We start from the raw sequence: 12960 nt of genomic DNA on the forward strand, positions 1-12960 counted from the left end.
CCTCAGGCGGTGGCGGGCGCGGCGGCCGTGGGGCTGGGCGCTGAGGTGGCGGCGGTCGTGCCGGTCGCGGCTTGATCGCCGGTGGCGGACGAGGCGGCGGCCTTCATGCCGGCGGCGCCTTCGAGCACGGCCTTGACGATGTTGTGATAGCCGGTACAGCGGCACAGGTTGCCGTCGAGCTGGGCGCGGACATCGTCGCCGGTGAGATCGGGCTGACGGTGGACCAGAGAGACCGCGCTCATGACCATGCCGGGGGTGCAGAAGCCGCATTGCAGGCCGTGGCAGTGTTTGAAGGCGGTTTGCATCGGGTGGAGCGCGCCGTTTTGCGCGAGACCTTCGATGGTGGTGATGTCGGCGCCGTCGGCCTGGACCGCGAGGATGTTGCAGGACTTGATGGCGCGGCCGTTCAGGTGGACGGTGCAGGCGCCGCATTGGGCGGTGTCGCAGCCGACGTGCGTGCCGGTGAGGCGGCGCTGTTCGCGCAGGAAGTGGACAAGCAGGGTGCCGGGGTCGATCGAGGCGCTGGTTGGTGTGCCGTTTATCGTCAGACTGATGCTGATCATGGGGTGTCTCCTGGGAGTGAGACTGGATTGGGGTTTGTGTTTTGTCTTCTGTTTGCTGTCTTTTGTCTCTTGTCTCTTGTCTTGCTTGTTCTTGGGGCGTTGCTGTTTGTGGTGAGGCTTGGGTCTTTTTTTATTGGGATGCCGAAAAAGTAAAGCACAAATTGGGGTGGGGCGCTATTCGGGGTTGTTGTTTGGGCTTTCTGCTGGAGGCGTTGCCTTGGGTTTTTTTGCTGGTGTTTTTGGCCTTTCCTTGTGTTCTTGGTGGTCTATTAGCGTTGCCCCTGTGCGGGGCGGCACCTACTTGTCTTTGCCGCGGCAAAGACAAGTAGGCAAGAGAAAGCCGCTCACACCGCTAATTCTTAAGCGGAGCCGCCGCACAGCCACGGTCGTGGCCCATCTGGAATCTGCGTTCTCGCGCATTTTGCGCTTGTGACAAAGGACTCATTCCTCCCGCCTCGCGCTGTGCGCTCGGCGGAGCGGTGCGCTTCAAACACGGGGTTTCGTTGTGCGCTGCGGGGGCCGTCGGCTACGCCTCGGCCAGCGCTGACTTTTTGGAGAACTGGATATTGCGAGCACAGCCGGGAGGCGGCGCCCCGTTGACGCGGGGGCGCGCGCAGCGCCGCCGGAAGAATGACTGCTGTGTCACAAGCGCGAAGTGTGCGAAGACACGGATTCCAGATGGGCCACTACCGTGGCTGTGCGGGGGACCCGCTTAAGAATTAGCGGTGTGAGCGGCTTTCTCTTGCCTACGTCTCTTTGCCGCGGCAAAGAGAAGTAGGTGCCGCCCCGCACAGGGGCAACGCTAATAGACCAACAAGAATACAAGGAAAGGCCAAAAAACCAGAAACCAGAAACCAAAAAATCAGAATCCAGAAAAAACAAACCAGCTACTTAGCCAGCTTGGAATGCCGCCGAGAATACCCAAAATACACAGCCATCCCAATCAAAAGCCAAACAACAAAAGCAATCCACGTAACAGCCTGAAGATTAACCATCAAAAAAAGACAGGAAGCAACAGCCAACACCGGCACGACAGGCACCCCAGGACACCGGAACGCCCGCGGCAATTCCGGATGCGTCCGACGCAAAACCAGAACAGCAATCGACACCATCGAAAACGCCGCCAACGTGCCAATATTGATCAGCTCAGCAAGCACATTCAAAGGCACCAACGCCCCAATCAACCCAAAGAAAATCCCCACCATCCACGTCGTGAAAAACGGCGTGGCAAACTTCGGATGCACCTTGGACAACCGCGCCGGCAACAACCCATCCCGCGACATCGCGAAAATCACCCGCGTTTGCCCATAAGCCATCACCAGAATCACCGTCAACATCCCCAGCACAGCGCCCAGATCGATAAACCCCGCCACCCACGTCTGCCCGGCAACCTGCAAGGCATACGAAACCGGATGCGAAATGTTCGCGAACTGCGCCGACGGCACAATGCCCGTCACCACCGCCGCCACCGCGACATACAACACCGCACACACACCCAGCGAAGCAATAATCCCCACCGGTAAATCGCGCGCCGGATTCTTCACCTCCTCCGCCGCCGACGACACCGAATCGAATCCGATAAACGCAAAAAACATCACCGCCGCCGCACCAAATACCCCGTTCCAGCCATTCGGCATAAACGGATGCCAGTTAGCCGGCGTGACGTGGAACACGCCCACGCCGATCACGAGCAGCACCACGGTCACCTTGATCGCCACCATCACATTGTTGATGCGCGCGGATTCGCGGATGCCGACCGACAGCAGCGCGGTAATCGCCATCATCACCAGAAACGCGGGCAGGTTGAACAACGTGTGATGACCGGGCAAGGCGCCCGGCGCCGCCGTCAGCTCGACGGGCAACGACACGCCGAAACCCGCCAGCAGCGATTGCAGATAACCCGACCAGCCCACCGAGACCGCCGACGTCGCCAGCCCATACTCCAGCATCAAATCCCAGCCGATGATCCACGCGGCCAATTCGCCCAGCGTCGCGTACGAATACGTGTAGATAGAACCTGCCACCGGAATCGTCGAGGCGAACTCCGCATACGCGAGCGCCGCGAAGCCGCATGCGACCGCCGCGATCAGGAACGAGATCATCAGTGCCGGACCGGCCTGCACGGCGCCGGTGCCGGTCAGCACGAAAATGCCGGTGCCGATAATGGCGCCGACACCCAGGAAAGTCAGATCGAGCGCGCCTAGCGCTTTCTTCAGGCCGGCGGTCTGAGCGCTCGTGGCGATCATGTGCTCGACGCTTTTCTTGCGAAACAGGGACATTGGCGGGGGTCTCCAGTAGTGCACGCGTTGTTGCGCGCCGAATGTCGGGAAACCCGCGATTTTAACGGATGCACGCCCTTGCACCATTTTGGAACGGCGTTTTCAGGGCGCGGCGACGCGGCGGAAATTTCCCGTTTGCAACATCGCGGGCGGCACTTTCCGCGTCGCGAGATCGAGCGCGGCAAAGCTCTCGCGCGAGACGCGGCTAAACGGGAGGGATTCGCTCTCTTGCGGATGCGGATGCGGCGCGGCGCGAGGGCGCAGCCTTAAAGCGCCTGCGGCGCGGCGGGCCGATTCGAGGCGGTGGCTTCAGCCCGCCATCGCCGGATTCAGATCGACGAGCCGGTTGCTCATCACGTAGAACGTGATTTCCGCGTTGTTGCGCAGCTTCATTTTTTCGAGCAGGCGCGTGCGGTACACGCTGACCGTCTTCACCGACAGCGACAGCGCCTCGGCGATATCGGTCAGCCGTTTGCCCGAGGCGAGCATGCACAGCGTCTGATATTCGCGGTCGGACAGCTTCTCGTGCGGCAACTGCTCGCCGTCGAACGACACGTAATCGGCCAGCGCCTCGGCCATCGCCGGGCTCACGTATTTGCGGCCGGCGGCGACCTGCTGGATCGCGCCGATCATCTGCGCGGCGTCGACCGTTTTCGACAGGTAGCCCGCCGCGCCCGCCTTCAACGCGCGCACCGCGTATTGATCCTCGCGGTACATCGAGAACATCAGCACCGCGACGCGCGGCGCCTTGCGCTTGAGCCGCTTCAGCACTTCGACGCCGTTCATGTCGGGCAGCGAAATGTCGAGCAGCACGACGTCGTAACTATGTTGCGCGACCGCGTCGAGCGCTTCGGCGCCGCTTTCCGCCTCGGTGACTTCGCGCGCCACGCCCCGGTCGAGCAGCAATTGACGCACGCCCTGGCGGACCACGGCGTGGTCGTCGGCAAGCAGAATGCGCAGGCTCATGTCGGCGCGCTCACGATTGCAGCGCGCGGCGTTCGCCGCATAGCGCGTCGGCCAGCATCGCGTCCCACGCGAAGCGCGCCCGCACCAGCGTGCCGCGCGGCTGCGCATGCGCGGCCGATGCCGCGCCGCGGGATCCGCCCGATGCGCCCGAGGTGGCCGTGCGCCGGGCGCTGACGCGCAAGGTGCCGTCGAAGGCCGCGCAGCGCGCCTGCATGCCGCTCAGGCCAAAGTGGCCGCGCCGGTTGCGGGCCTTGCGCGTCAGGCCGATGCCGTCGTCGGCGACGATCACGGTGAGATGCCGCCGGCTGGTCTCGATCCGCACGTCCGCCGATTCGGCGCGCGCGTGCTTGGCGATGTTGTTCAGCGCTTCCTGGGCGACGCGGAAGACTGCCAGCGCCGCGTCGGCGGGCAGGCGGGTCAGGCGGACGTCGGCCGCGCAGACGAAGCTGGTGCGCAACTGCGTGCGTGCGGCGAAGTCGCCGGTCCAGTGCGCGAGCGCGCCGACAATGCCGCTTTCCAGCGACGGCGCATGCAATTCGGCGACCGCCTGGCGGCTCGCCGCGCACACGGCGTCGAGCGAACGGTTCGCGACCGCGAGGGCGGCCGCGCATTGCGGCGGCGCGTCGGCGGGCAGCCAGGTTTCGACGCCGGCGAGCGCGAAGCGCGTCGCGGTCAGCTCGGCGCCCACGCCGTCATGCAGTTCACGCGCGATGTGCCGGCACGCGGCCTCCTGCGCCTGCACCAGTTCCGCCGACAGCTCGCGGACCCGCGCGCGCAGCCGCGCCAGTTCGCGCCCGGCGGCGGTTTCGTCGCGACCGGCCCTAAGCGCCGAAGCCGCGCCGGCCGCGGTTATCGATCCTGCCGGGACGGTCGCGACAGTCGCCAAGCCCGCCGGCGACGCAGCCGATGCACCCGACGCACCCAATGCGCCCGCACCGTCACGAACGGCCGACGAAGGATGATGTGCGGTAAACGGGACGACGACAGTCGACATATCCATGACTTTCCCTCTCAGGAAGCGGTGTGGACAGCGAAGCGGGTGCGCAGCCGAGGCGCGAAGACGAAAGAACGCATACGGGTCTCCAGCCTCCAGGTGAACCGCCACGCATACGGCGTGACAGGCGATTTGCTACGGTGCAACGTAACGAAATTTACATTCAGTAACATGACGGACGGACATCGGCAGGGCGGTTCCATTCGTCTGATCTTGCGCCGCGATCATATCTCAAAAGTAGAAAAAATGCAGTTGCACCAAGGGTTAGCGCCTACATTTCACGCAATGGTTGATGTTATGCAATATGACAAAGCGGCGAATTTTGTAGGAATAATACCGACGCCAAATGTCAAATCAACGGCGTCATTTTGTAACGGGCAATAAAAAAGGAGCCCTCAGGCTCCTTTTTTGCTCGACGCGGCGAGATGCCGCTTGAATCGTTCGACTTAGCCGACGAACGCCTTTTCCACCACGTAGTGACCCGGTGCATTGTTGCTGCCTTCCTGGAAGCCCAGGTCGTCGAGCAGCTTGCGCGTGTCGCGCAGCATGTGCGGGCTGCCGCAGAGCATCACACGGTCGTTTTCCAGCGAGAAGCCCGGCACGCCGAGGTCGGCGAACAGCTTTTCGGTTTCGATCAGTTCGGTGATGCGGCCACGGTTCTGGAACGCTTCGCGCGTGACCGTCGGGTAGTACAGCAGCTTTTCCTGCACCAGTTCGCCAAGGTGTTCATGCGCCGGCAAGTGGTCGGTGATGTATTCCTTGTACGCGAGTTCGTCGACGAAACGGCAGGTGTGGGTCAGGACAACGCGCTCGTAGCGGTCGTAAATGTCCGGATCTTTGATGATCGACATGAACGGCGCGAGGCCCGTGCCGGTGGAAAGCAGCCACAGGGTCTTGCCCGGCAGCAGGTTGTCGGCCATCAGCGTGCCGACCGGCTTCTTGCCGATCAGCACTTCGTCGCCGACCTTCAGATGCTGCAGACGCGACGTGAGCGGGCCGTCCTGCACCTTGATGCTCAGGAATTCGAGGTGCTCTTCGTAGTTCGCGCTCGCCAGGCTGTACGCGCGGATCAGCGGCTTGCCGTCGACCTCGAGGCCGACCATCGTGAACTGGCCGTTCTCGAAGCGGAACGACGGATCGCGCGTGCAGGTGAAGCTGAAAAGCGTATCGGTCCAGTGGTGGACGCTCAGGACGGTCTGTGTGTTCAGGTTGCTCATGGCTTCTTGGATAGTGCGAAAACAAAGGCGGCCAGTCGTTGGAGCCGGCCGGCACGGCAAGGGCGATGCTGCGTTCACCCGAGGACGGGAATCGCGCGCAATCCGCTATTTTACCGCGCCCGCTGCCCGAGGGCCGCGCCGCGGCGGTTGTGCGTGGTAAAGCGGGTTACCGGACCAGGAAGCGACGGCGCCGGCTGTGGATCCACAATCGGGCGCCGCGAAGTGCGTTGGCGTGGCTGCTGCCGCGCTTCATCAAGGGTACGGCGATGGGCGAACGCCGCGCTGAGCGGCTGCCATCTGCTGTCCGGCGCACGCCGGATAGACGCGCCGCGCGGGCAACATCTCGGGATGATACCGAAACCCGCACGGCGGTGCAGCATTGACCCTGCTGATAAAACTGACAAGATCGCGCGCGACGGCGAGCGGCGGGGCGAGGCCGGCGGCCGTGCGGCCAGGCGGCTCGCACCCCGGCCGCGCCTGTCTACGCGGGCGCCGCCGCGCGTTTCTTGCCGCGTTGTTTCAGCACGCGCGCCTGCAATACGATCACCAGCAGCAGGAACACGCCACGGATCACGGATTGCCAGTATGCCGACAGACTGATGAAGCCCAGCCCGTTTTCGAAGTTCAGCAGGTTGAAGACGAGACCGAGCAACAGCACGCCGGCAATCGTCATCGCGATCGAACCTTCGCCGCCGGTGAGCAGCGTGCCGCCGAGCACCACCGCCGAAATCGCGAACAGCTCCCAGCCGACGCCTTCGTTCGGCTGCCCCGCGCCGAACTGCGCGGCGAGGATCACGCCCGCCATGCCGGCGAGCAGGCCGCTCACCGCATAAGCCAGCACCAGCGTGCGGTCGACGTTCAGGCCCATGAGGCGCGCCGCTTCCTCGCTGCCGCCGATCGCCAGCGAATGCCGCCCGAATTTCGTGCTGCGCAGCGCCAGCCAGCCCGCCAGCGCGGCCACCGCCGCGACGAGACCGGGAATCGGCAGCCCGAACAGATCGCCCTGGCCGAAGTTGCCGAAGTTCGAATCCGCCGCGATCGACACCGCATCGTTCTTGCCGAGCAGCAGCGCGACGCCGTGCGCGCCGAGGCTGGTGGCGAGCGTCACGATAAACGGCAGGATCTTGAGCCGCGTGATGATCACGCCGTTCAGCACGCCGACCGCGAGGCCCGCCGCGCAGCCGGCCAGCACGGCGACCCAGGCGCCGTAGACGCTCGTCAGCGCGGCCACCACGCTTGCCAGCGCCGCGACCGTGCCGACCGACAGGTCGATGCCGCCGGTGATGATCACGAACGCCATGCCGATGGAGATCAGCGCGAACATCGAGTTGTAGCGCCAGAACGACGTGATGTTGTACGCCGAGCCGAAATGGTCGTAGCGCACGAGGCCGAAGACGACCAGCGCGACCAGCGCGAACAGGATAGGGAGATTCTTTTTCATCGCATGGAGTCCGGAGTAGTCCTTGCCTTGGCCCGACGTGATGTGACTTGACTTGAAGTGCCGTGACTTGGCGTGGCGCTCAGCGCGAACGCCGTTGCACATACACCGCCGCGACGATGATGCCGGCCTTCACCACCAGCGCCGCCGCGTCGGGAATGCCGTGCGCGAGCAGCGTGTAGCGCAGCAACTGGATGATCAGCGCGCCGATCAGCGTGCCGCCTATGTACGCCTTGCCGCCCGTCAGCGCGGTGCCGCCGACGGCCACCGCCGCGATCGCGTCGAGCTCGACGCCGAGCCCGACCACATTCGCATCCGACGACGAATTCACCGAGATCGAGATCAACCCGGCGAGTCCGGCGAGCGCCGCGCACAGCGTGTAGGCGATCAGCTTCACGGTCGCGGTCGGCACGCCGCACAGATACGCGGCTTTTTCGTTGCCGCCGGTGATCAGCAGATACTGGCCGAACAGCGTCTTGCGCACGACCCACACGAACAGACCGACCAGCGCCAGCATCAGCAGCACCTGGAACGGCACGCCCGCGACCTTGCCGAGCGCGATCCACTGGAAGGCGGGCGTGTTGAACGCCTGCAGGCTGCCGTCGGTGACGACCTGGGCGATGCCGCGTCCCGCGATGAACAGCACCAGCGTCGCGACGATCGGCTGCACCGCGAGCCGCGTCACCAGAAAACCGTTGAAGACGCCGCACAGCGCGGCCGCCAGCACCGGCAACACGAACGCGAGCGCGATGCCGGCCGGCCCGGCGATGTTCAGGAACAGCATCGGCGCGAGTGCGCCGGAGATCGCCATCGACGCGCCCACCGACAGATCGATGCCGCCCGTCGCCACCACCAGCGTCATGCCGATGCCGACGATCACGATCGTCACCACCTGCGTCATGTTGACGTTGAAGGTCTGCAGCGACCAGAAGTGCGGCGTGAAGATCAGATTGAACAGCACCATCGCGAGCAGCACGATCACTTCGCGCTGCATGGCGAGATGACGCCATTTCTGCACGGTGCTCGTGGGGCGCTTGCCGGCATCGGCGCCGGCGCCGGCACTTTTGGCGGTAAGCGGGTTACCGCTCGCGGCAGGCGAGACGGCAGGCGCGGCAGGCGCGGCAGGCGCCGCGGCCTCGCCGCGCGCGGCCGGTTCGGTATGCAGGGAATCGCTGTGCAGCTTAAGCGCCATGACGGTCGCCCTCCAACGCGTCTTCGATATGGGCGGCGTTCGCCGTTTGCGCGGCTTCGGCCAGTTGCGAGTGCGCATCGCCGCCGTAGGCGATCGCATCCATGATCGCGGTCTCGCTCATGTCCGCGCCGTTCAGTTCGGCGACGGTGCGGCCGTCGCGGATCACCACCGCGCGATCGGCGACGGCGGTCAGTTCCTCCAGCTCGGAGGCCGACATCAGCACGCCGAGCCCGGCGTCGCGCAGCTCGCGCACGATCTTCGCGACGTCCGCCTTGGCGCCGACGTCGATGCCGCGCGTCGGTTCGTCGAGCAGCAGCAGCGACGGTTCGGCGGCGAGCCAGCGCGCCAGCAGCACCTTCTGCTGATTACCGCCGGAGAGCTCGCGGATCGGCTGGTCGGCGGAGCGCAGCTTGATGCCGAGCGACGCGATGAAGCGATCGACGATCGCCTGCTGCTTCTTCACGTCGACGATGCCGTTTTTCGCCAGCGTGCGCAGGCACACCAGCGTCAGGTTGTCGCGCACCGACAGCTCGGGGACGATGCCCTCGGCCTTGCGGTCTTCGGTGAGATACGCGAGGCCGCGCGCGATCGCGTCCTGCGGCGACTTCAGCGCGACCTGGTCGCCGCCGATCGTCAGCGAGCCTTGCTCCAGTGGATCGGCGCCGAACATCAGCCGCATGGTCTCGGTGCGGCCCGAACCGAGCAGACCAGCCAGACCGACCGCTTCACCCGCATGCACTTCGAGCGACACGTCGTTTACTTTCGGATGCGCGCTCAGATTGACCGCGGCGATTGCCTGCTTGCCGCGCCGCGCGAGATTCGCTTCGCGCGACGCGGTGTCTTCCTGCACGACGGCGGCCAGCGTGCGGCCGAGCATCGTCGTGACGAGCTGCAGCTTGTCCATCTCGGCCATCGAGCTTTGCGCGACCGTCTGCCCGTCGCGCATCACCGTCACGCGGTCGCACAGCGCGTAGAGTTCGTCGAGCCGGTGCGACACGAAGATCACCGCGCGGCCGTCGTCGCGCAGCTTGCGCACCACGGTGAACAGCAGTTCGACTTCGCGTTCGTCGAGCGACGAGGTGGACTCGTCCATGATGACCATCTTCGCGTCGGCCGAGACCGCGCGCGCCAGCGCGACCATCTGCTGGATCGCGGTCGAATAGCGGCCCACCGGTTTCTTCACGTCGATCTGCAAGCCGAACGATTCGAGCAGCGCGGCGGCGCGCTGCTGCACCGCGCGCCAGTCGATCAGACCGAAGCGGCGCGGTTCGCGGCCAAGAAAAATGTTTTCCGCCACCGAGCGGAACGGCACCAGGTTGATCTCCTGATAGATCGTGCTGATGCCGGCTTCGCGTGCCTGTTTCGGGGTGCGGAAATCGACCTCGCGGCCCTCGAAGCGCACGCTGCCCGACCCGCGCCGGTAGGCGCCGGTCAGGATCTTGATCATGGTCGATTTGCCGGCGCCGTTCTGGCCGATCAGCGCATGCACTTCGCCGGCGGCGACGCTCAGATTGGCGCCGCGCAAGGCGGGCACGCCGCCGAAGCTGATGCCGATGTCCTGCATCTCGAGCAGCGGCGAACCGGTGGGGGGAGTGTGCGGCGTGGGCGTGGCGGATTGCGTCACGGGTGTCCTCCTGATGCGTGTGCTGCTGCTTGTGCTGCTGCATGAGCTGCATGAGCTGCATGAGCTGCACGGCTTGCGGCGGCGCCGTCGAACCATGTTACGCCGCATAAAAGCGAAGCGACGGTCCGTGCGGACACGGGCGCGTCGCTTCGAACCCTTCTCGCCGACCGCCCGCCGCGCAAGTCGCTTGCGCGGGACCGGCATGTGCGCGTTTCAGGCGCGCATGCCGGTCGACCGGAGACTTGTCACAGGCGGTTGACGTCCTGCTGCAACGCTTGTTGGGGGAAGCCTCCGGAGGGAGGCTTCGCGGTTGCCCGTCGGGCGCCGATCAATAGCCGTACTGCATGTTCTGCTGCACGTTGCTCTTGTCGTAGAAGCGGTCGGACACCTTGACCCATGTCGGGATCTTTTCGCCCTTCGCGTAGCGCTGCGCGACATCGCAGGCGAGCGGGCCGAAGAACGGGCTCGACTGCACGCTCGCGCCGAGTTCGCCGGCCGCGATCGCGTCCATGCCGCCCTTGGTGCCGTCGATCGTGACGATCTGGATGTCCTTGCCCGGCTGCTTGCCGGCCGCCTTGATCGCGGCGATCGCGCCGAGCGCCATTTCGTCGTTATGCGCGTAGACCGCGGTGACGTCCGGGTGCGCCTGCAACAGCGTTTCCATCACCTGACGACCCTTGTCGCGCGCGAAGTCGCCGCTTTGCGACGCGATGATCGACATGCCCGGGTTCTTCGCGATCACTTCGTCGAAGCCCTTCTTGCGATCGTTCGCGGCGGACGCGCCGGTGGTGCCTTCCAGTTCGATGATCTTCGCCTTGCCGCCGGTCGCCTTGACGAGCCAGTCGGCGGCGCGATGCCCTTGATCGATGAAGTCCGAGCCGATGAAGGTGATGTAGTCGCGGCCCGCCTTGGCCACCGACTGATCGACATCGCGGTCGACCAGGATCACCGGGATGCCGGCCTTTTTAGCCTGCAGCACGATCGGCGCGAGCGGTTTCTCCTCGCGCGGCGGGAACACCAGCAGATCGACGTGCTGCGCGATCATGCTCTGGATGTCGGAGACCTGCTTCGAGTTGGAGCCGTTGGCGTCGGTCATGACCATCTGCCAGCCGCACTTTGCCGCGATGTCCTTGAAGCTCTTGGTTTCCGCGAGACGCCACGGATTATTGCTTTCGGTCTGCGCGAAGCCGACCTTCAGCGGAGTCTTGTTCGGCAGTTTGGGCAACGCGTCGTCGGCGTGCGCGGTGGCGACGCCGAAACCGATTGCCAGAGCCAGCAGCGAACCCGCCAGCGGACGAATCTGCTGCTTGCGCATTTGAACGCGCGACTGCGTGTTGAGCGACGCCATGTCTTCCTCCAGTACCTGGTGAGGTAGGTGTGTATTTGCTTTTGTGTTTCTCCTGCCGGCCGGCGCTGTTTCACCTGAACCGGACGTGCCGATTATTCCACCCGGAATTATTATCGGTCAATCACTAATAATATTAATTATTGGCTTTTTTGCCTCGGTAATTACCCTGACCGACGACCGTTCGACAAGCGGACCATCCAGCTTCACCATCCGGTGCCGCACCGGCGCTCCGGCTGCGCGGTTGTGCTCCTCCTGAAGCAGGGTTTCGACGGCCCAGCGCCCCAGTTCGTAGTTCGGCAGCACCACGGTCGAGAGCGGCGGGTGCGTGTGGCGGGCGATTTCCTGGTCGTCGTAGCCGAGCACGGACACGTCTTCCGGCACGTGCAGGCCGAGCTGCTTGAGCGCTTCGATCGCGCCGATCGCGGTCAGGTCGTTCGCGCAGAAGATCGCGGTGGGCGGATTCGCTTCGCGCATCAGCGACAGCGTCAGCTCGAAGCCGAGGCCCGAGCTCCAGTCGCCGTCGCGCACCAGTTCGGCCGCGTACGGCAGATCGGCGGTGGCGAGCGCGGTGCGGTAGCCCTTCAGGCGATCTTTCGACGCGTCCTGCCACGGCTCGCCGTTGATGTAGCCGATGCGCCGGTGGCCGGCCTGCAGCAGATAGTCGGTCGCGAGATGGCCGCCCGCGACCTCGGCCGGCACCACCGACGACACGCCGCCGTCGCTGGTGTAGCAGTTCAGCAGCACGGTCGGCACCTGCGACAGCGCGGCCGGCAGCGTGACCTTGCGCGTGTAGACGGTCGCGTAGATCACGCCGAATACGTGCGGGTTGGACAGCGTCGCGTCGAGCACCTGTTTCTCGATGTCGGCGTTGCCGTGCGTCGAGTAGACCGCCAGCATCTTGCCGCTCGCATAGGCCGCGTCGCGCGCGCCGTCGACGTTGACGACCGGATGCGGGCTGGTGGAGATCTCGTCGGCGAGATAGACGATCAGATTGCGTTCATCGGCCGAGGCCGACACCGGCTCGCGCAACGACAGCCGGTAGCCGAGGTCGTGCGCGGCCTTCAGCACCTTGTTGCGGGTCGCCTCGGAAAACTTCGCGCCGGTGGCGTTGTTCAGCACCAGCGAGACAGTGGACTGCGACACGCCAGTGAGCTTGGCGATGTCGGTCATGGTGGGGCGGCGTTGAGTCGATTTTTTCATTGTGCGGGCCGCATTGCTGCGGCGCTAAAGCAGGGGCATGCCGAGGGCATCGTGGTGCTGACGGTACCACTAATAATATGCGCGCGGCAACGCGCGCTAACCCGCCATTTGGGAGTATCGAATCGACCGGCAATGCGAA

Annotated in this window: 10 protein-coding genes; all 10 read right to left on the bottom strand. The window is 64.8% G+C overall.

All coding sequences use genetic code 11. The features are described from left to right. Window positions 1-2: 2 nt before the first annotated feature. A complete protein-coding gene (locus LFL96_RS00740; RefSeq protein ID WP_280997019.1) occupies window positions 3-563 on the bottom strand; it encodes a (2Fe-2S)-binding protein in 561 nt (186 codons plus the stop codon). Window positions 564-1450: 887 nt separating this feature from the next. Further along, the gene (locus LFL96_RS00745) at window positions 1451-2842 is read right to left on the bottom strand and encodes an amino acid permease (RefSeq protein WP_280997020.1); all 1392 of its coding nucleotides are present in this window, start codon (window positions 2840-2842) and stop codon (window positions 1451-1453) included. 309 nt (window positions 2843-3151) lie between these two features. Continuing rightward, window positions 3152-3808 carry a response regulator transcription factor RqpR gene (gene rqpR, locus LFL96_RS00750; protein ID WP_280997021.1) on the bottom strand — a complete coding sequence of 219 codons (657 nt, stop codon included), beginning with the start codon at window positions 3806-3808 and terminating at the stop codon, window positions 3152-3154. A gap of 10 nt (window positions 3809-3818) precedes the next feature. After that, the gene (locus tag LFL96_RS00755; protein ID WP_280997022.1) at window positions 3819-4808 is read right to left on the bottom strand and encodes an ATP-binding protein; all 990 of its coding nucleotides are present in this window, start codon (window positions 4806-4808) and stop codon (window positions 3819-3821) included. A 440-nt stretch (window positions 4809-5248) separates the two neighbouring features. Continuing rightward, entirely contained in the window at window positions 5249-6019 is a 771-nt protein-coding gene (locus LFL96_RS00760) for a ferredoxin--NADP reductase (protein ID WP_280997023.1), read from the bottom strand. A 481-nt stretch (window positions 6020-6500) separates the two neighbouring features. Further along, complete coding sequence (locus LFL96_RS00765; protein WP_280997024.1) at window positions 6501-7460, bottom strand: ABC transporter permease; 960 nt, start codon at window positions 7458-7460, stop codon at window positions 6501-6503. 79 nt (window positions 7461-7539) lie between these two features. Beyond that, on the bottom strand, window positions 7540-8649 hold the full coding sequence (locus LFL96_RS00770; RefSeq protein ID WP_280997025.1) for an ABC transporter permease: 1110 nt from the start codon (window positions 8647-8649) through the stop codon (window positions 7540-7542). Further along, on the bottom strand, window positions 8639-10213 hold the full coding sequence (locus tag LFL96_RS00775) for a sugar ABC transporter ATP-binding protein (protein WP_281000855.1): 1575 nt from the start codon (window positions 10211-10213) through the stop codon (window positions 8639-8641). Before LFL96_RS00775 ends, LFL96_RS00770 begins: the two co-directional genes overlap by 11 nt. Window positions 10214-10601: 388 nt before the next feature. Then, window positions 10602-11621 carry an ABC transporter substrate-binding protein gene (locus LFL96_RS00780; RefSeq protein WP_280997026.1) on the bottom strand — a complete coding sequence of 340 codons (1020 nt, stop codon included), beginning with the start codon at window positions 11619-11621 and terminating at the stop codon, window positions 10602-10604. A 117-nt stretch (window positions 11622-11738) separates the two neighbouring features. Beyond that, window positions 11739-12791 carry a LacI family DNA-binding transcriptional regulator gene (locus LFL96_RS00785; RefSeq protein ID WP_281000856.1) on the bottom strand — a complete coding sequence of 351 codons (1053 nt, stop codon included), beginning with the start codon at window positions 12789-12791 and terminating at the stop codon, window positions 11739-11741. Between the last annotated feature and the right edge of the window lie 169 nt (window positions 12792-12960).

The organism is Paraburkholderia sp. D15 (genome assembly GCF_029910215.1).
GTDB lineage: Bacteria > Pseudomonadota > Gammaproteobacteria > Burkholderiales > Burkholderiaceae > Paraburkholderia.